Consider the following 19,697-nt stretch of genomic DNA (forward strand, 5'->3'; position numbering starts at 1 on the left):
ACCGGCGCCGTGAAGTCCCTCCCACGAGTGACCGCCGTTCCGCAGGTGGGCAGGCGGCCGGTGCGGACGGAGTACACCGGGTCAGGGGAGCTTGTGCTGCGGGGAGGGACAGCCCGCCTGACCGGCGTCGGGCCCGGGGGCGTCCGGGGTGCCGGGCGCCGTGGCGGGACCGGGCGCGGGTGTCGTCGCCGGCTGCGGTGCGGGCGCCGAGGCGGGACTCGGCTCCGGGGTCGTCTCCGGGGCCGGGGCGGGGGTGCCGGGGGCCGGGCTCGGGGACTGGCCCGGCGCGAGGCACGGCGGCGGGGTGGAGGGGGTGGAGGGGGAGGAAGGGGAGGCCGGCCGGGACGCTTCGCCGGCGTTGCCCTCGTCGACGCAGTTGACGAACTGGACGAAGGGGACCTGGCCCGCGCCGCCGGCGCCTACCGCGAAGTCCTGTGCCGTGTGGCTGCGGAGCAGACACATGTCGTAGCGGGCGAGCACCGGGAGCGGGCCGGGCGCGGCGGCCGGGCGGTACTCGTGGCGGCCCACCAGCTGGCAGGAGTCGTAGCGGATCAGCGGCCCGCGCGGGCCCACGGTGTAGCGGTGCGGGCGGACGTCGGCGGAGAAGTCCTGGTGGGCGAAGGCGGTGTCGTCGCAGTCGCTGAAGTGGACCGTGCCGCTGTTCCACACGCAGTCGATGACGACCGCGTCGGGGTTGCGTACCTCGAAGCGGATGTCCTGGGCGTGGAACCGCTGTACGGAGTCGTGGTGCCGGCCGACGGGGAAGCGGAAGAACGTGCTGGTGGTGCCGTACTCCGGGGTGCTCTGCGGCCGTCTGTCCGTGATGATGTACGAGCCGCCCCGGCAGGCGATGGAACCCCCGTAGGGGAACTCCAGGAAGTTTCCCCACTCGTACTCGACCTTCATGTCGGTGAACCAGTAGTTGAGGAACTGGTCCTGGTCGTTCGGGTCCTGCTGTCCCGCCCGGGTCAGCCCCGAGTACAGGAACGCCCTGCGGTACCGGCCGCCGACCCGGCACGCCTCCCACCGCATCTCCGAGTTGGTGTCCGTGCCGCTCAGGGCGAGCCCGTACTCCCACTCCCCCATCCACTCGCACTCGGAGAACCGGTAGTCCTGGGCCTGCCCGGTCGAGTACGAGTCGAAGAAGGAGGCGCCGGGCGTGGCCGAGCGGAACTGCATGCGTTCGAAGGAGAGGTTGGACCACACGTCCTGGTTCCGGCAGAGGTAGGAGCCGGGGCCGGTGTCGGGGCGGAAGACGAGGCTGGTCATGCGCCTGCCCGCGCCGGAGAACCGCAGGCCGCTCGCGGGCCGGGGCGGCGCGACACCGTTCAGCAGCGCGTGCGGGCGGGTGATGAGGTACTCGCCGGCGGGGATCTCGATGACCACGCGGCCGACCCCGCCGGAGACACGGGCGGCGGCGTGCGAGTAGGCGACCTCGAAGGCCCCGCTGTCGTCGGTCCGCCCGTCGCCCACCGCCCCCAGGTCGATCACGTTGACCACGGTGTCCGACCCGTCCGGGGAGCGCCCGGCGGCCGACGCGCTGCGGGCGGACAGGGCCGTGGCGGCCAGCACCGAGGCGCCGCCACGCAGAAGTCGCCGACGGCTGACACGGGACACCGATCCATCCCGTTCTGTCATAATCCCCTTCTTTCCAGCCGATAAGGAGCCAAATGACCGGGTTCATCGAGGTGCTCAGGCATATGTCGGCGGCACAGAAGCCCGCGAAGGGGGTGTCGGCCTACACCCTGTTCGTCAACCGTCCGGCCGGCCGCCTCCTGGCCGCGCTGGCCTACCGCGTCGGCGCGACCCCCAATCAGCTGACCGTGCTCGGCGCCCTGTTCACCTTTCCGGCCCTGGCCGCCGTGGCCCTGGTGCGGCCCGGTCCGGGGATGTCGGTCGGTGTCTGTGCGGCCCTGGCCGTCGGGTTCGCCCTGGACTCGGCGGACGGACAGCTCGCCCGCACCCAGCGCTCGGGAAGTCCGTCCGGCGAATGGCTGGATCATGTGCTGGACTGCGTCAAGCTGGTCACGGTGCACCTGGTCGTGCTGGTGTCGTTCTACCGGTTCTTCTCGCTGCCCGGTCCGGCCTTCCTGCTGGCCCCGATGCTGTTCGAGCTGGCGGCCGTGGTCATCTTCTTCGCCGGGATCCTGACCGAGCAGCTCAAGCGGCGGACGGCGGCCCCGGCGCCGGCGGAGCCCGCCCCGGCGCTGCGGGCCGTGCTGCTCCTGCCCGTCGACTACGGAGTGACCTGCGTCAGCTTCCTATTCCTGGGCAGTCAGCACGTCTTCCTTTCCGTGTACTGCGCATTGCTGCTGGCCCACCTCTTGTTCATGGCCGCCTTCCTGGTCAAGTGGTTCCGCGAGCTGCGCTGAGGCGGTGTCCTGTGTCTTCTGCCGGGACAGCAGCTCCAGCGAGCCGCGCAGCAGGGTGCTGGAGGTGTGCATGGTGTAGGGGAAGTAGACGACCTCGACGCCGACCTGCGCGAAACGGCGTTCCAGCTCGACCCACTTGGGCGTGCCCCGCCAGTCGTCGCCCTTGAAGATGACGTGGAAGCCGATCCGCTTCCACGTCTCCAGCTTGTCCTCCTCCGACTCGACGACGGCGACGTCGACGTAGCGCAGGCTGCCGACGATCTCCAGGCGCTCGGTGAGCGGGACGACCGGCGGCCGGCCTTTGAGACGTACGACCAGGTCGTCCGAGGTGACCCCGGCGATGAGGCGGTCGCAGTGCCGGCGCGCCTGGCGCAGGATGTTGAGGTGGCCGATGTGGAACAGGTCGTAGACACCGGGCGCGAAGCCGATGCGGGTCATCTCCATGCGTCACCCGCCGTCCCGGCCGCCGCCTTCGCGGGTACGGCCACGCGCAGCGCGGGGGACTTCGGCGAGGTGTTCACCCCGTCCGACACCTCGATCCGGTACTGGTGACGGGTGCCGGCGTCCACGGAGTCGGTGTAGCTCATCCACGGGCGGTTCCAGTAGGTGGACGACCGCTTCTGCTGCGAGACCAGCCGGCCGTCCCGGTAGAGCCGGTAGGTGAGCGACGCGTCGTCCCGGTCCCAGGAGGCCTTCCAGCGCAGGGTGACCTGTCCGGCGCGGGCGGCGGAGAGGGAGAGGGCCGGCACCGGCGGTGCCCCGGTGTCGGGGCCGGCGCCGAAGCGGGTGAGGCTCTGCTGGGGTCTGCCGTTGACCCGGGTGAACTCGCCGCCCACCCAGAGGACTCCCCGGGCGACCGTCAGCGCACGCGGTCCCACCTTCTCCCCCGTCCCTTCGTCGGTGTCGGGGAACCAGTGCAGGATCCTGCTGGTCCGGGGCGACTGGGCCAGCAGGTGCTGCCGGTCCTGCCGCTCGGGGAAGCCGCCCGGTGTCCCGCTGCAGTCGTGGGCGTGGGAGGCGCTGTAGAGGACGCCGTCGTAGGGCAGGACGGCCTGGGTGGCGCCGTGGCAGGTGTCCTTCCACACCATGCTGTCGTCGTCGAGCCGGCCCGCGATACGGCCGTCGAAGATGCCCTCGCCGTGGCCTTCGGCACCGACGTAGAAGCGGGTGCCGTCCCGCGCGATCGACTTCACCGACGACCGGGACGGCAGCCAGTTGGGGAAGGTGTGCTCGGTCGCTCCGCTGGTGGCGTCCAGGGTGACCAGCGAGCGGGCCCACCGGCCGTTGACCCACTCGAAGTCGCCGCCGGCGTAGAGCTTTCCCCGTGAGGGCACCGCCGACAGCGCGCGCACCGGGGCGTCGATGTCCGCCCGGAACGTCCGCAGGGCGCCCTTGGGGGTGAGGGCGGCGATGTGCTGCCTGGTCCGGCCGTCGACCCGGCGGAAGTCACCGCCGAGATAGACCGTGCGGTCGGTGACGTCGATGGCCCGGACGGTCGCGGACACCGCCGGCCGGAAGTCCCGGCGCAGGGTGCAGTCGGCCGTGTCCAGGGCCACGGCGCTGGCCACGCCGGTGGACCCGACCCGGCTGAAGGAGCCGCCCACGTAGAGCACCCGGCCGTCCGGCGAGGCCTTGAGGGCGCGGACGGTTCCCTCGCCCCCGGTGAAGGAGGGCGCGCACGGCAGGAGGGCGCCGGTCACCGCGTCGAACGCGGCGAAGTTGCGGCGCGGGACCTCCCGGTCGCCGGGTTCCGCGCCGGACGGCCGTACCGAGTCGAAGGTTCCGCCGACGTAGACGACCCCGTGCGCGGAGGCCAGCGACCAGACGATGCCGTTCGTCTGCCATGTGGTCAGCGGGTCGGCGGTGAAGGACGCCTTGGCTGCGCCGGCGGCCACGGCGGCGGGGGGATGGAGCTGTGCGGCGGAGCACAGGAGGGCGACGGTGACAGCCCTGGTGGCCGCCCTCGACGGGAGCTTTCTCAGGCGCAATGGACACCCCGGATGGCAGTGGTGTGGGCGACGCGCGGGGAATGACACGGGGCCCGCCGAGCCCCGGCCGTACACCCCTGCCTGGGCTCACGCAGCGCGACGGCGCAGAACTCCGACCAGCTCACTCACTCCCAGCGGCCTGCGATACCACCACAAAGTAGTACCAAATACACACATTCCCAAGGTCATCCCGGCGGCGAGTCCTGACGGCGTGTCACCTTCCAGTGAGCGCAGGGCGGCCAGCACCACCGAGACGGCCAGTCCGGCACCGAGGGCGGTGGTGTAGCCGCGGTCCACGGTCGTGAAGCCGAGGCGCAGCCGGATGAGAAGGGCGGCCGAGAGGTTCTCCACGACGATGGCCGCGCCCCAGGACAGGGCGGCCCCGAGCACACCCCACTTCGGCACGGTGAGCAGACCGACCGTCAGCTGCACGGTGAACGCGGCGGCGGTGACGGCCAGATGCCAGGAACTCCGGCCGGACATCAGCAGCACGGTCTGGGCGTTGCCGACCGCGACGTTGACCATCGCGGCCCCGCACAGCACGACGAGGGCGGGCGCTCCGTCGACGAACTCCGGGCCGAAGACCGACAGCACGGTCCGGGGGAAGGCGGCGACGAGGACGAACAGCGGCCAGGAGAAGAGCACGATCCAGCAGGTCGAGACGCGGTGCAGGTGGCGCGCCTCGGCGACCTGGTCGACGGCGAGCAGCCGGCTGATCTGGGGCGCCACGGCGAGCCGGATGGCCAGTTGCAGCAGGGTGCCGGCGGTGATGACGCGGCCGATGGCGGTGTAGACACCGGCCTCGGCGCCGGTGGCCAGGGCGGACAGCAGGATGACGCCGACCCAGACCGCGCTGAAGTCGAAGACGGACGAGACCGCGCGGGGTGCCGCGAAACTCCAGAAGGCGCGCCAGGGAACGGCTCCGCGTACGGCCGGGTGCGTGGTGCCGCGGGCGGCGCGGCAGCGGCGCAGGGCCAGCCAGGCGGCCACGGTGCCGGCCAGGGCGGGCAGCAGCCAGGCCGCGGCCAGGGGGAGCATGCCCGGTGCCCAGGCGGCCACCGCGACGGCGATCAGCACGCGCAGCACGGGTTTGCCGATCTGCTCCACGCCGACGAACGGCACCACGGTGCCGTGGCCCTGGTTGGCGCCGAGCAGGACCAGTCCGACGGTGGCGACGGGCAGGAACAGCCCGAAGAGCCGGACCAGGGTGACCGCGTCGGCCGGTCGCAGGTGCGGCAGGAGCGTGGTGGCCACCGCGGGCCACAGCAGCAGGGGCAGGGCGGCCGCCGTACTGGCCACGAGCGCGGGGACGACGGCCGCGCGCAGCAGACCGCCCACCGAGCGGCCGCCGCCCAGGGCGATGTCGCGCGAGACGAAGCGGACGAGCCCGCTGTCGGCGCCGAGCTTGCAGGTGTGGCTGAGGATGGTGAACAGGGCCACGCCCGTGAAGACGGCGCCCGCTCCCCGCGCTCCGAGGGCGCGGGTGATCAGGCCGACGAAGACGAAGGCGAAGACGGCGTTGGTCGCGGAGCCCGCCACCCCCCACCAGCCGCCCCGCGCGGTGGCGGCGACGCTGTTCGGGGCGGCGGGGGTGGTCGCTTCCGGGGCGGTCATCCGCGGGAGACCGAGAGCGTGTCGTCCTGCGCCGGGAGTTCCACGACCGGTGTGGCGGGCTCGGCCTCCGGGCGGCGCCCGGCACGGCGGCGCAGGGCGGCACGGAGACGTCCGTGCCGGCGTCCGGTGTCGAGCACGGTGCCGAGGAGGGTTCCGCCGGAGCAGCCGATCAGCTCGTGCACCCGCCTGAGGTCGTCCCGCCGGGTGGTGTCGAGGCCGGCGACGACCAGGACGCCGTCGACGCGCTGGGCGAGGGCCAGGGCGTCGGCGTGTTCCAGGAGCGGCCGGGCGACGACGACCGTGGTGCGGGAGTCGGACCCGGCCGGCATCCGCAGGCCGGCGGCGGGTCCGCCCGCCCGGTCGGGCGCACCGGTGCCGGCGCAGCAGGCGAACCGTCCGGCGGTCCCGGCGTCGACGAGGCGGCTCCCGTCGGGCAGGGAGGAGGCCTCCTCGGGGGTGCGGGCGTCGTCCGGCAGCAGCGGCAGCCGTGCGGTGAGGGCGGGCGTGCCGGGGTCGGCGTCCACCAGCAGTACCTCGTCGCCGCACTCCGCGAGGGCCGCGGCCAGGTTCACGGCGACCTCCTCGGTGGCGGCACCGTGCCGGGGGGACACGACGAGGATCCGGCCGGTGCCGGCGGGCAGGCCGGTCCCGTGCAGGCGGAAGGCGAGGGCGCGGAGGGTCTCCGCACGGTCACCGCCCTGGCGGCCGACGGTCAGCAGGTCGTCGTCCTCGTCGCGCCCGGGGGGCAGCAGGCCGAGCACCGGGGTGCGCAGCGCCGCCCGGGCCTCGTCGGCCGAGCGGACCCGGGTGTCGAGGGCGGAGCGCAGCCAGGCCAGCAGGACGCCGAGGGCCAGACCGCCGGCCAGGCCGAGGGTGAGCAGGGTCGGCCGGCCGGGGCCCGAGGGCCGGCGGGGCGCCTCGCCGGGGCGGACGATGTCGCCTCCCTCGGTGTCACGGGACCTGATCTCGACGATGCGCTTGTGCAGGGTGTCCAGCTGGCTCTGCACGGCCTTCGCGGTGTCGTCCCCCGTGTCCTTCTCCGTGTCTGTCTCCGTGTCTTTCTCCTCGGCCTTCTTCTTGGCCGCCTGCACCGCCTTGATCTGCTGCTCCACGCTGCGGGTGGCCCGCTGTACGGCGGCTTCGTTCCGGGTCCTGCGGTCGGCCAGATAGGCCTCGGCGAAGGCGTTGGCACCGCGCGCGGCACGCCCCGGGGTGCGGGCGGTGAACTCGAAGCGCAGCACCTGGGACTTGGCCCGGTTGGTGATCCGCAGGTCGTCCTCCAGCGCGGCCGCCCTGCTGTCGGCCTGGCCCAGCAGGCGCGCCGCGCGGACGGCGACCGCGGCGCTGCCGGCGATCTGCTGCTCGGTGCCCATGCTGACCTGGTTGTCGGCGGCCACGCTGACCGCGCCGAAGGGGTCGGCGGTGGAGCGTACGAGGACTTCGCTGGTGGAGGTGTAGGTGTGGGCGCGGGTGAGCGCCAGGGCGGCCCCGCCGAGCAGTCCCAGGATCATCCCCAGGGCGATGAGGGCGCGGTGGCGCAGCAGCCGGCGCAGTTGGTCGCGTAGCTGGTCCGGCTCGTCGTACCGGTCGTAGAGGTGGATGGGGCCGGTCACGGAGGGCCTCCTGTTCCGGGGATCCGGGCGGGGTGGGTGGGTGCGGTCGGCGGCACCGACGGGACGGGCCGGGGCGCGCGGGCCGTGCGGGTGGTGATGAGCAGCGGAACGGTCAGCAGCAGCGTCAGCGGGCCGACGATCCCGAGCAGGCTGCCGCGCAGGAAGACCATCTGGTAGAAGGCGAAGGCCGGGACCAGCAGGGTCGCGAGGGTGCCGGTCCGGCCGCGGAGCCGGTGGCGTACGTCGTCCATGCGCCGTCCGGCCGCGCCGAGCAGGAAGAACACGGCGGCCACGGCGGGCGGGCCGGCCCACAGGTAACTCTCGATCCACAGCGGGGCGGAGAGGTTGAGGAAGTCGTAGCCCGCGTAGTGGGCCAGCGCGATCCCGGTGTCCTCCGGTTTGTCCGGCCACACCGAGCGCGGGACCGGGAACAGGACGGGACCCAGCACGTTCAGCGGGGAGAACCCCTCGTCCCGCGCGAGGTCGACACCGGTCTGCACCTGCTGGAAGGCGTCGTAGTCGCCGTTGGTGGTGAACTGCGCGGAGAGGGAGACGACGGTGAACTGCTCCCGGTCGCTGTAGCGGAAGTAGTCGCTGTACGGGAAGACCAGCAGCACGGTCGCCATGAGGGTGGCCGCGATGGCGCGGAAGGCGCGGGGACGGCACATCCGGGGCACGGAGAACAGCAGGGTCAGCAGGACCGTGCCGACCCAGAACCGCGGTTTGCTGACGGGGTTGTTGACGACGACGTTCAGCGCGAGGAGGAGCGGCAGCAGCAGCCGGCGGACACCGCGCAGCAGACGGTCCCCGCCGGGGACGCGCGGTACGTGCAGCAGGCCCAGCAGCGCCCAGAAGGCGGGCACGGACAGGGACCAGCTGCGCAGGGCCGCCACGAAGGCGTCGTCCGCGCCCTCCGCGAGGCCCGCCTCGCGCAGCGCCTGACGGCTCGTGAAGTAGGCGGTGACACCGCCGGGTTGGGCGGGGATGAGCACGGCCGCCAGGGCCAGGGCGAGCCCGCTCAGCGCCAGCAGGCGCCAGGGGGCGAGGCGGCGGGACAGCAGCCGTTCCACCGGCCCCGGCGGGGCGGTGGCGGGCCCGGCCGCGCGGGTGCGTTCCCGGCGGGCGGCGACGGCGGATCCCGCGGTGTGGGCGAGGAGTCCGAGTTCGACGACGGCCACGGCCGTGAGGGCGGTCCCCTGGCCGGTCCGGTAGGGCCACGGGTAGGTGTCGGTGGCGAGCTGCGCCAGGGGCGCGAGGCCGAGCCAGACATAGGCGAACACCCAGAAGCCGAGGGCGACGAGCCGCACCGTCGTCGCGGTGAGCGCGCGGATGAGGACCGTACCGGTGTGTGCCACCACCACGCCTTGCACGGCGAGCACGACCGACAGGTGCCCGCCGCCCGACTGGAGAAGCAGCCCCGGCAGCAGGACCAGCAGCGCCAGGGCCCAGAGAGAGACCGCGACCGCGCTGCGGCCGTGTGCGTCTCCTCTCAGCTGCTCTTCATCAATCGGGTATTTCAGCTGAAAGCTCATCAAGAGGTTTATATCGCCCGTAACTCATGAAGTCGTACAGGCGCGCGCGGCGGCGTCATCGGGTGACGCGGGGAGGCGGTCGGCGTGCCATAAGTCGAAAATCAGGACAAATGTGCATTCCTTGGTCGCACCAGGTCATCAGATCTTCGGACAAAGGAGTTGCCCATGGGCAAGCAGGTCGACGTCGTCGTTGCCGGTGGCGGGGGGTTCATCGGGGGCCATCTCGTGGGCTCCCTGCTGGCCCAGGGGCTGACCGTCCGCTCCATCGACATCAAGCCCCGGCACGAGTGGTACCAGGTCCACGACGCCGCGGAGAACGTGATCGCCGACCTGTCGCTCCTGGAGAACGCGCGCGCGGGCGTCCGGGGCGCACGGCAGGTGTACATGCTCGCCGCCGACATGGGCGGCATGGGGTTCATCGAGAACAACAAGGCCGCCTGCATGATGTCCGTGCTGACCAGCACCCACATGCTGCAGGCCGCGCACGAGGCCGGCGTGGAACGGTACTTCTACTCCTCCTCCGCCTGCGTCTACGCCGCCGGCAAGCAGACCGATCCGAACGTCACCGCGCTCCGCGAGGAGGACGCCTACCCCGCGCAGCCGGAGGACGGCTACGGCTGGGAGAAGCTCTTCTCCGAGCGCATGTGCCGCCACTACACGGAGGACTACGGCTTCACCACCCGCGTCGCCCGCTACCACAACGTGTACGGCCCGCACGGCACCTGGGAGGGCGGCCGGGAGAAGGCGCCCGCCGCGGTCTGCCGGAAGGTGGCCGAGGCGGTGCTCTCCGGTGACCACCGCATCGAGATCTGGGGCGACGGCCGGCAGACCCGTTCCTTCATGTACATCGACGACTGTCTGCACGGCAGCCAGATGATCATGGAGGGGGACAGCGATGTACCGGTCAACCTCGGCTCCTCGGAGCTGGTCACCATCAACCAGCTGGTCGACATCGTGGAGCGGATCGCGGGCATCCGCTGCGAGCGCAGCTACCGGCTGGACGCCCCCCAGGGAGTACGCGGCCGCAACTCCGACAACACCCTGATCCGAGAGATCTACGGCTGGGAGCCGTCGGTCTCCCTGGCCGACGGACTGGAGCAGACCTACGCGTGGGTCTACGACCAGGTCAAGCGCTCCCACCAGTGACGCCGATGAGGATCCTCGTCCACGACTACAGCGGCCACCCCTTCCAGGCCCAGCTGAGCCGGGAGCTGGCGCGCCGCGGCCACGAGGTCGTCCACTCGACGTGCACGGCGTACGTCTCCGGCAAGGGCAACCTCGCCTCCGACGTCTCCGGCCTGCGCTTCGCCACCATCGGCGACGGCGTCCGGCTGCGCAAGGAGGCCTACGTCCGCCGGCTCGGCCAGGAGACCCGGCTGGGCCTCGAACTGGCCCGGCAGGTCCGCCGCGAGAAGCCCGACGTGGCGCTGCTGTCCAACCTGCCGATCCCGGTGCTGGTGGTGACCGCGGCCGTGCTGCGGAGGCTGGGCATCCCCTGGGTGCTGTGGCACCAGGACGTGACCGCGGTCGCGCTGAAGAGTTTCGCCGCCGGCGGTGTCGCCCGGTCGATGGGGCTGGCGGCCAAGGTCTTCGGGGCGGGCGAGAAGTGGTCGGCGCGGCAGGCCGCGGCCGTCGTGGTGATCGCCGACTCGTTCGTGCGGGTCCACGAGCAGTGGGGCACCGCCGGCAAGGTCACCGTCATTCCCAACTGGGCGCCGCTGGACGAGATCGTCCCGGTGGCACGGGCCAACGCCTGGTCGGCGGAGCACGGTCTGAACGACGTGCGGACGGTGCTGTACTCGGGCACGCTCGGGCTGAAACACAACCCCGAGCTGCTGGTGCGGCTCGCCGAGCGACTGCGCGACCAGGGGAGTCCGGTACGGCTCGTCGTCGTCAACGACGGTCCCGCCGTACCCGTGCTCCGGGACGCCGCCGCCGCGCGGGGCGTCGAGCTGACCCTGCTCCCCTTCCAGCCCTACGAGCGGCTGCCCGAGGTGCTCGGCACGGGGGACGTCCTCGTCGTCCTGCTGGACCCGGACGCCGGGCAGTTCTCGGTCCCGTCCAAGACGCTGTCCTATCTGTGCGCCGGCCGGCCGGTGCTCGGCCTGATGCCCGCCGACAACCTCGCCGCGCGGCTGCTCCGGCAGGCGGGCTCGGCGGTCTTCCCGCCCGAGGAGCGGGCCCTGGGCGCCGCGGCCGCCTGGATCCGGGACCTCCTGGCCGACCCGGCCCGAGCCGAGCGACTGGGCAAGGAGAGCCGCGCCCTGGCCGAGCGCGAGTTCGCCCTGGAGTCCTGCGCCTCCCGTTTCGAGACCATCCTCCGCGACGCCGGCAGACACCGCCGCCGCCCCTGACCGGCCCCCGTTCCGTGGTCGACCGCCGCACGCCGTCGGCCACGGTCCCGCCGACCGGCCGGCCCACCGGGGGCCGGTGCCGGCGGGCGCGCGGGTCCCACGCGGCCTGGCGCTGTCGCCGTCGTCGGTCGGTCAGTTGGCCGGTTCTTGCCGGCGGCGCCCCACCCCTGTGCTTTCCGGCGCGGCTGTCAGGCTCGGTCGGTCACCCGGCCGGGCTCGGCGGCCGGCTCCTGCTGGGGGTGGCCGTCGGACGGGTGCGCAGTCCGGTCGGTACCGGTCCGGGCGCTGGTTCGGTAGATCTCCTCCAGGCGGTCCGTCACCGCGGTGATGGAGTAGACGTCCTCGACCACGCGGCGGCCCGCTTCCGCCATGCGGGTCCACAGGGCCGGGTCGGTGAGGAGGCGGTGGACCGCTGCCGCCATGGACTCGGGGGTGCCGTCGGTGACCAGGGCGGCGCCGTGGCGGGCCAGTTCGTCGGCGATGCCGCAGGTGTCGGTGCAGACCACGGGCGTGCCGGCGGCCAGCGCCTCGATGACGGTCATGCCGAACGGCTCGTTCACGCTGGCCAGCACATGGACGGCCGCCGTCCGGTAGGCCTCGCGCGCCTCGGCGGGGTCGAGCGCCCCGCCGTAGCGGACCACGCCCGCGGGGCCCTCCTCGATGAGCCGGCGTACGGCGGGCAGCGAGCCGTCGTCCGGGCCGTACAGGGTGAAGCGGGCCTCGGGCATCTTCCGGTGGACCAGCGCGGCCATCTCCACGAAGGCCTCGGGACGCTTACGGGGGTGCAGCCGGGCCAGGAACAGCACATGCGGCTCGCGCGGCTGCCGCGGCGCCGGTTCGGGCGGGCCCGGCCGGATGCCGTTGGGCAGGATCCGCAGCGGCGGGCCGTCCGGGCCGAGTACCCGCGCCACCAGCCCGCGCTCCTGCTCGGTCAGGACACAGCAGGCGCGGGCCCGGCGCAGCAGCGGCAGGTACAGCAGGTCGAAGAGCCGGACGGGGAGCGCGGTGCGCGGCTCGACCATGCCGTGCGTCTGCGCCACACACGGCACCCGGCGCAGCGCGGCCACGGCGAGGGCGCAGAGGGAGACCAGGTCGCGCCCCGCGTGGACGTGCACGACCTCGGCGTCGCCCATGGCCCGCCACAGGTCGCGGACGAGGAGGGGGTGCAGCAGGCCGATGAAGCCCCGTCCCGGCAGCAGCGTACGGGCCGGACGGGAGCGCAGCCGGACGGCGCCGACGCGGTCCGGTGCCCGGCCGCCGCCCCGCCACAGCGACATCAGCGTGACGTCGTGACCGCGTGCCGCCAGCTCCTCCGACTGGGCGACCGCGACGCTCGGCGGACCGCCGAAGGCACCGTCGTCGCTGACGAGCGTGACCACGTGGAGGAGTCTCATGCCGTACGTCCCTTCGTGGTCAGGACCGTGCCGGGCGCGAGGTCCCGGTGGGCGACGGCGCCGGCGCCCACCACGGCGCCCCGGCCGACGGTGACCCCGCGCAGGACGACGGCGCGGGCCGCGACCCAGCTGCCCGGTTCCAGCCGGATGGGGCCGTTGTCGAACTCGAACGTGGCGGACCGGGGGCGATGGCTGCCCGTGCACAGCAGCGCGCTCTGGGAGACACAGCAGTCGTGGCCGATCGTGACGGGTTCGAGGTTGAGGATCCAGGCGTCCTCGCCGATCCACACGTCGTCGCCGATCTCCAGCTTCCACGGCCAGTGCACCCGCACTCCGTGCCGGATCAGCACCCGCTGTCCGACGCGGGCGCCGAAGGCGCGCAGCAGCACCGGCCGCCAGCGGTCCGGGCACCACCATTTGACGAAGACCAGGTGCAGGACGGCGAACCAGGCGGCCTGGGCGAGCAGGGGGCGCCCCTTGTCGTATCCGGCGCCGGTGAAGCCGCGCAGGGAGCGCTCCACGACGGGCCGGTGCGGGGCGGCTGTGGTCTGCGCCATGACGGTGTTCCTTCCGGTTCCTTCCCGGTTTCCTCCGGAGGGCCGAGGCGTTCGGCTCGGCGGCCCTCCGCGTGATCCTTCACGCCCCGGAAGGCGAACCCGCCGCGATCGACGCGTGTTGGCGGCAGGCCTGCCCGGATGGAGGAACTTCAGTAGGCGCCCTGACCGTTCAGCACCGCGCGTACGGTGCGGGCCATCACGTTCATGTCCATGGACGGGGACCAGTTGTCGACGTAGCGCAGGTCGAGCGAGACCGTCTCGTGCCAGGACAGGTCCGAGCGTCCGCTCACCTGCCACAGCCCGGTCAGGCCCGGCTTGACGTGCAGCCGGCGCAGCTCCACCGGGTTGTACTTGGCGACCTCCTCCGGCACGGGCGGGCGCGGGCCGACCAGGGACATGTGGCCGAGGAGGACGTTGAACAGCTGGGGCAGCTCGTCCAGCGAGTAGCGGCGCAGGACGCGTCCCACCGGGGTGACCCGGGGGTCGCGGCGCATCTTGAACATGTGGCCGTCGTTCTCGTTCGCCGCTTCCAGCTCCTCCTTGAGACGGTCCGCGTCGACCACCATGGTGCGGAACTTCCACATCGGGAACGGCGTGTTGTACTGGCCGACCCGGATCTGGCGGTAGAAGGCGGGACCGGGCGAGCCGAGCCGCACGGCCAGCGCCAGCAGGAGCAGCAGCGGCGAGAGCAGCACGATCAGCAGCAGCGCGCCCACGCGGTCCACGGCCGACTTCAGCAGGGCCGGCATGCCACGGCGCAGCGGCGGCGCGATGTGCAGCAGGGTGAGCCCGGACGCCGAGGTGAGCCGGACCCGGCGGCGGGCGACCTCGACGATGCCGGGCAGCACGACGATCGGGCAGCCCCGGTCGTGCACCGCCCAGGACAGCCGGCGCAGCCGCTCGCCCGACAGGTGCGGGCCCGGCGCCACGAAGACCAGGTCGGCGCAGAGTTCGTCGGCCGCGCCGAGCACCGTCGCGGCGTCCTGCCCGGGCGTCTCGGGGTCCTCGCGGGGCAGCCGTACGTACACGGGGACACCGGAGAGGACCTCGTCCTCCCCGACCGGGCAGCAGCCCACGATCACGTACTCGTGGTCGGTGCGCTGGGCCAGCTGACCGACCACCGCGTCGATCGTCGGGCCCTCCCCGACCACCACGACATGGCGCAGCGCGCGGCCGTTGCGGCGGGCGGCCAGGAGGTGACGGTGGATCATCTTGTGGCAGGCCGCGGTGAGGACCAGCGCGGGGATCAGCGCCGTGAAGGCCTCGGCCGGCACGCTCTGCAGCCCGCACAGCACGCGCAGCGTCGCCAGCGCGCCGACCAGCAGCAGCCAGTCCCGCAGGACGGCCCCGAGGCCGCCGCCGTCGCCCCAGGCGGAGGGTGTGTACCGCTTGCCGGCGACCCTGATGAGCGGCCACAGCAGGGCGGCGACGGCCGCCAGGCGCAGGGGGTGGGGCTCGTGGACCTCCACGATCGCCGCCGCGACCGGCAGTGCCGCGCCGGCCAGGTCCACACCGACGGACAGGGGGCCGTACCAGCGTGCGTGGGTGCCTTCCGGATGAGCCGGGCGGCGGGGCACGGAGACCGGTGCCTGTCGGGATGCCGCGAGTCTGAAGGGCCGCATGCCTCTCCTTAGAAGCTCCAATCGCAGACCACCGGCGCGGCCGAACCGCCCGCTCAAGGGCTGGTCACGCCTTCATGTGATCTTTATATCAAGCGATAGGCGGCTATGTCCGATTTGCTTACTCCCTCTCCGTCCGTCCGTGCCCCGCGCCGGGACGCGCCGGGACGCGCCGGGACGCGCCGGGATCAGGTGAAGTCCGGCATGTAGGCGCCGTACCGCCGGGTCTCCGGGTCGAAGGTGAAGTCGAAGTAGTTCCTGTAGAACGTGAAGTGCCGGGTGAAGGCGCTGTTCACGTGCATCAGCGGGCGGGCGCCGGTGTCGGGTTCGGCGTAGGTGCCGAGCAGGGCGCCGAAGGTCTTCCGCCGGGAGGCGACCGCGAGGGCGTGGCTGTAGGAGCCGAGGATCTCCCTGCGGACGAACCGCTTCAGCTCGCCGAAGGTCACCTCGATCTTCCGGGGGTCGGCGAAGGTCCGGCCCAGACCGGCCTCCAGTACGGCGGCCGGTCCCGGGGGGAGATCTCGGAGTACCAGGACCTGCGTGTCGGGAAGGCCGGCGGACCGGTAGTCGGGGTGGTGCTCCACCTTGGCCAGGAGCTGGTTGAAGTCATGGCCGAACGCGCAGCCCCAGCTCCAGCTGAACCCGTCGGGGTGGTAGGCGGCCTGGAAGGCGGCGAGGTCCGCGGGGTCCGTGTTCGCCGGCTGGAAGTCCTTCGCGCGGGGATCCCTGTCGTCGGGGTCACGTCTCCCGCTGGCCACGACGAGAGGGGTGGAGCGGCCCGGCGGCTGCCACTGCCCGTCGTCCCAGCTGTTGACCAGGACCGGGCCGCCGGCATGGCCGTGGGAGAAGAAGCTCAGCTCCCTCAGGGTGCCCGGGGCGGTGACCCCGATGGTGCGCACCGCCGCGTAGACGTCCATGGCGGACATCACGTCGAAGTGACCGTCCTGGAAGGCGTGACCGTCGTAGAGGGCGCGGGTGACCGGACGGAAGGCGCGGACCGCGGCGACCGTCTCGGTCCGGTTGCCTCCCGGGTAGGTGAACGTCCGGACGACGATCTCCCCGCTGCCCACGTCCATGATCTGGAAGACCAGGTCCTCACGCGCCTTGTTGGCCGCCACCAGCCGCCGGACCCGGTTCTCGCAGTAGGCCCGGAACGGCAGGCTCTTGGGCGGCTGCGGATATCCGGCCACCAGGACGAAGTGCCTCATCCGCTCAGGCCTCGACCCAGTCGCCGTCCCCGTTCTGCACCCAGCGCGGCAGCCTGTCGTCCGGGCGCAGCCGCACCAGGTTCGTGGGGATACGTACGGTCCACTGCTCGCCCTGGGGGATCTCGTCGCCGGGGCGGTCGAGCCGTTCGGCGATCTCGTCGGCGATGGGCAGGTACAGCGGGCTGGACACGGTCGGCAGCGGCCCGCCGTTCCACAGCTCGCCGAAGTGCATGAAATGGTCGATGGCACCCTCGAAACCGAGGCGGGCGGGGACGGTGACCCGGCAGTAGCCGGCCTTGAGGAACTGGTTGAACAACGGGTCGGGATCGTCGTAGGCGAGCCGCTCGTCCCACTCGGACTTACGGCCCCAGAAGTACGGGTACGCCACCCACGTCATGTGCTCCCACTCGAAGGCCTGCTCGAAGAAGCGGACGTAGGCGCCCTCCGCCGCGGCCTCCTCGAAGTCCATCTGCGGGACCTTGTCGCTCGTGAGACGCATCGCGTCGAAGAGGTCGAAGTGCTGCTCGGTCATGATGCTGACGCAGCTCTTGCGCAGCTCGTGGGCGATCAGCTCCTCGTTGGCCCGCGGGTTGCGCCCCTCGATCGCGACACCGGCCTCCAGAGTGAGTGCGGCGAGCTTCTCCTCGTACTCCGAGAGACGGGCGCGGTAGGCGGTGGTCAGCTTGGCGTGGGTCTCCGCCCGCCACTTCTCCATCGCGCGCTCGGTGCGCCCGCACTTGATCTCGACGGCGACGGCCACCTGGGCGAGGCGCAGGGTGTCCACGGCGACCGGGACGGAGCCCTGTTCCTCGTCCAGCATGGTGATCCACACCCAGCGGTCCCCCGGCCCGAACCGGTGCGTCCGGCGGCCCACCACCACGTCCAGGGAGTACGTCCCCTCCCAGATGTTGCCGATGTAGGCCACGGACGCCTGGAGCGCCTGGTAGCCCTCGTCGATGGTGACCTGGCCGGAGTGGTTGTAGTTGGTCTTGCTGTCGCCGCCGCCCGCCTTGAAGTCGAAGGACTTGGTCACGTACCGCTCGGGCGGCGGGGAGACGTCCGTGGCCTGGTACGTCTGCACCCAGTGGTGGTAGTTCGTCTCGTCGATCTGGTGCGGCTTCAGGGGGAAGGCCTGCGGCTTGTCCAGCTGCACGGCTCCCGCGTGGGCCGACTGGAGGGTGTACACGAGGAACGCGGCCGGCTCCGGGATCATGAAGTCGAACATGGTCCGCAGCCCGTAGTTGAACATCTGCGCCCGGTAGACCTTGTTCACCCACTGGTAGACCCCGGAGATGTGCCCGATGCCGGGGCTGTTGTCGAGCGTGTGGGTGTTCTTCTCGGTGACCTCCGTGGTGACCCGCTGGGAGGTGCGCTCCAGCACCCGCTCGGAGATCTTGCGGGCGCTGCGCTGGGTGACGTCCTGGGAGAAGGTGGACGCCGATTTCGTCGCCTCCTCCTTCGACCGGGAGACGGAGCCCTCCACGGAGGCCGAGAACTCCACCGTGGGGCCGTACTTGCCGGAGACCGTCAGACCGGCCTTCAGCGCCGCGTCCTCCTTGATGACGGCACTGGCCTCCCGGCTCATCTCGAAGCGGTCGGTCGACTCCAGCTCGCGTTCCTCGGAGGTGATCGTCTCCGTCTCGCGGACGGTGATCTGCTCGGTCTCCTCCCGCCGGGTGTGCTCGCGCAGCTTGGTCTCGCCCTTGAGCACGTTCTCGATGTGGGCGACATCGGCGCCCTCGTAGCCGACCAGCTGCTGGCGGACGACCAGGAGGTCGGCCACGCCGGACGGCTTCACGCTGCCCCTGGTGGCCGGGACGCGGCCGGTCTCCAGCGGGAACTTCTCGATCGGGTCCAGGTCCCCGATGGTGATCGCGTTCCAGACGGACGGCAGCGGGGTGGCGGTGGTGACCAGCGTGTCGCCGATCCGCCGCACGCTGCGCTTGACGGGCTTCCCGAACAGTTTCTCCAGCTCCGCGGCCGTCCGGTCGACCTCGCCCTGGAGGAGGGCCACGATCCGGTCCAGCGGCTGGGCCGTCACGTCGATGCCGCGGGCCGTCAGCAGGGTCCGGGTGGGCTCCGACAGCTGCTGCGAGGCGTTCGGCCCGAGCCGGAAACCGAGGTCCTTCAGCACCGCCGGGATGAACTGAGGGCTGCCGGCGAGCAGGTCCGGCTTGGCGCCGAAGACCTGCCCGGCCAGCTGCGCGGCTCCGGCGACGACGCCGGGCTGCGGCGGGTCGGGCGGGGGCTCCTCGGCCGCGGCGGGGGAAGCGGCACCACCGCCGACGCCTCCGCGGGCACCACCGCCGACGGCTCCGCCGGTGCCGCCACCGCCACCGTCACCGTCACCGGCGCGGGCACTCCCGCCGGTGCCTCCGCCCGTGCCGCCACCGGTTCCGCCCCCCGTCGCGGTTCCCGCGGCCAAGGCCCGCAGGTTGGCCTCCGCGAGGCGGCCGTGGAAGCTGATCTGACGGGCCAGTTCGGCGGCCGGGGTGGCGTCGGCGGGCGGCAGCACCTCCGCCTTCCCGGTCTGCGAGGAGATGCTGAAGTGCTCACCGCCGAGGCCGGTGAGTTCCTCGATCGCCGTACGCAACTGCCGGTAGGCCGCGAGCAGTTGCTCGGCCCGCTCGCGCCGCACCCGGGCCGCCTCGGCCTCCTTCTCCCGTTGCCCGCGCTCGGCCTCGACGGTGGACAGGACGGGTTCGAGGCCCGTGGCACCGGGCAGCCGCAGGGACCGCCGGCGGGCGCGCCGCAGGTCCTGCGCGGTGGCGGGGAAGGAGGGCTGCGTCACCAGCCGGGCGACGATCTCCAAGTGGCGCAGCAGACGGACGAGTTCGTCCAGGGGCCGGGTGTGCTCGGCGGGCAGGTACTTGACGGCCAGCACGCTGTCCCGGAGCCGGGCCACGGCATCCTTGTACGGCGCGCCCTGCACGACGTCCGCCGGGGCCGCGCCGAACGCCTCACGGACGGCGGCGATCACCGTGTCGCGCAGGGAGGGCGGGGCAGGCGCGGAGGGGCCGGGATGGGCTTCGGCGGCGGGAAGGGCCCCGGCCACCGCCCGGGACGACGCTGACGAGGTCAGCCGGTCCAGCACGGCAGCGAACCTGGCCGTCTCCTTCCCCAGCGGAGCCTGCTCGGGCCTGGCGATGTACAGCGGCCCGGCGACGTACTCGCCCACCACCCGCCGGAGTTCGGCGCGCGGGTCCGGCGCGCCGGAGGCGGCGGACAGCGCCCGCTGGAAGTCGGTCTGCTGGGCCAGTTCCACGCTCGGCTGGTCGGGGTCCTGTGCGACAGCGGGCCGCAGCAGGGCGAGGCGGAAGAGCGGCTCCACGGGGCCTCCTGTGGGGTGACGGAGGCACGACTCGCGTCACGGACCCGCGCCCCCAGCTCCTCTCACTATGCGGTCGTTCCCCGTGGACAGAACCGAAGTTCACTCGTGTGAGTGT

At 72.6% G+C, this 19,697-nt stretch carries 14 protein-coding genes; 3 read left to right on the top strand and 11 right to left on the bottom strand.

Going from position 1 to position 19,697, the window contains the following annotated elements:
* Positions 1-81 precede the first annotated feature (81 nt).
* Positions 82-1,638, bottom strand: coding sequence for a glycosyl hydrolase family 28-related protein (locus ACZ4U1_RS21070; protein WP_467905069.1), 1,557 nt, complete (start codon positions 1,636-1,638; stop codon positions 82-84).
* Between the two features lie 32 nt (positions 1,639-1,670).
* Here ACZ4U1_RS21070 and ACZ4U1_RS21075 point away from each other — a divergent pair, with 32 nt between their 5' ends.
* A complete protein-coding gene (locus ACZ4U1_RS21075) occupies positions 1,671-2,372 on the top strand; it encodes a CDP-alcohol phosphatidyltransferase family protein (RefSeq protein WP_467905070.1) in 702 nt (233 codons plus the stop codon).
* Here the strand turns inward: ACZ4U1_RS21075 and ACZ4U1_RS21080 are convergent.
* The 5 genes from ACZ4U1_RS21080 to ACZ4U1_RS21100 form a co-directional block, all read right to left on the bottom strand.
* Positions 2,262-2,816: an FAD synthase family protein gene (locus tag ACZ4U1_RS21080; protein ID WP_467905072.1), complete on the bottom strand. Its 555-nt coding sequence runs from the start codon at positions 2,814-2,816 to the stop codon at positions 2,262-2,264. The genes ACZ4U1_RS21075 and ACZ4U1_RS21080 overlap by 111 nt on opposite strands.
* Positions 2,807-4,267: a fibronectin type III domain-containing protein gene (locus ACZ4U1_RS21085; RefSeq protein ID WP_467905074.1), complete on the bottom strand. Its 1,461-nt coding sequence runs from the start codon at positions 4,265-4,267 to the stop codon at positions 2,807-2,809. Before ACZ4U1_RS21085 ends, ACZ4U1_RS21080 begins: the two co-directional genes overlap by 10 nt.
* A gap of 180 nt (positions 4,268-4,447) precedes the next feature.
* Complete coding sequence (locus tag ACZ4U1_RS21090; RefSeq protein ID WP_467905075.1) at positions 4,448-5,974, bottom strand: oligosaccharide flippase family protein; 1,527 nt, start codon at positions 5,972-5,974, stop codon at positions 4,448-4,450.
* The gene (locus tag ACZ4U1_RS21095) at positions 5,971-7,587 is read right to left on the bottom strand and encodes a hypothetical protein (RefSeq protein WP_467905076.1); all 1,617 of its coding nucleotides are present in this window, start codon (positions 7,585-7,587) and stop codon (positions 5,971-5,973) included. Before ACZ4U1_RS21095 ends, ACZ4U1_RS21090 begins: the two co-directional genes overlap by 4 nt.
* Entirely contained in the window at positions 7,584-9,119 is a 1,536-nt protein-coding gene (locus tag ACZ4U1_RS21100; protein ID WP_467905077.1) for a hypothetical protein, read from the bottom strand. The genes ACZ4U1_RS21095 and ACZ4U1_RS21100 overlap by 4 nt, the downstream gene beginning before the upstream one ends.
* A gap of 165 nt (positions 9,120-9,284) precedes the next feature.
* Between ACZ4U1_RS21100 and ACZ4U1_RS21105 the strand changes: the two genes are divergently transcribed.
* Entirely contained in the window at positions 9,285-10,265 is a 981-nt protein-coding gene (locus tag ACZ4U1_RS21105) for an NAD-dependent epimerase/dehydratase family protein (protein WP_467905078.1), read from the top strand.
* Positions 10,266-10,270: 5 nt separating this feature from the next.
* Positions 10,271-11,473, top strand: coding sequence for a glycosyltransferase family 4 protein (locus ACZ4U1_RS21110; protein WP_467905080.1), 1,203 nt, complete (start codon positions 10,271-10,273; stop codon positions 11,471-11,473).
* A 188-nt stretch (positions 11,474-11,661) separates the two neighbouring features.
* Here ACZ4U1_RS21110 and ACZ4U1_RS21115 read toward each other — a convergent pair whose 3' ends face one another.
* From ACZ4U1_RS21115 to ACZ4U1_RS21135, 5 genes are all read right to left on the bottom strand, one after another.
* A complete protein-coding gene (locus ACZ4U1_RS21115; RefSeq protein ID WP_467905082.1) occupies positions 11,662-12,867 on the bottom strand; it encodes a glycosyltransferase family 4 protein in 1,206 nt (401 codons plus the stop codon).
* A complete protein-coding gene (locus ACZ4U1_RS21120; protein ID WP_467905084.1) occupies positions 12,864-13,424 on the bottom strand; it encodes a DapH/DapD/GlmU-related protein in 561 nt (186 codons plus the stop codon). The genes ACZ4U1_RS21115 and ACZ4U1_RS21120 overlap by 4 nt, the downstream gene beginning before the upstream one ends.
* 149 nt (positions 13,425-13,573) lie before the next feature.
* Complete coding sequence (locus ACZ4U1_RS21125) at positions 13,574-15,046, bottom strand: sugar transferase (protein WP_467905086.1); 1,473 nt, start codon at positions 15,044-15,046, stop codon at positions 13,574-13,576.
* A gap of 185 nt (positions 15,047-15,231) precedes the next feature.
* Positions 15,232-16,251, bottom strand: a complete 1,020-nt coding sequence (locus tag ACZ4U1_RS21130; protein WP_467905088.1) for a hypothetical protein — start codon at positions 16,249-16,251, stop codon at positions 15,232-15,234.
* A 4-nt stretch (positions 16,252-16,255) separates the two neighbouring features.
* Positions 16,256-19,582 carry a hypothetical protein gene (locus ACZ4U1_RS21135; RefSeq protein ID WP_467905090.1) on the bottom strand — a complete coding sequence of 1,109 codons (3,327 nt, stop codon included), beginning with the start codon at positions 19,580-19,582 and terminating at the stop codon, positions 16,256-16,258.
* Positions 19,583-19,697 lie beyond the last annotated feature (115 nt).

It is taken from the genome of Streptomyces sp. NPDC028928, from assembly GCF_055564915.1.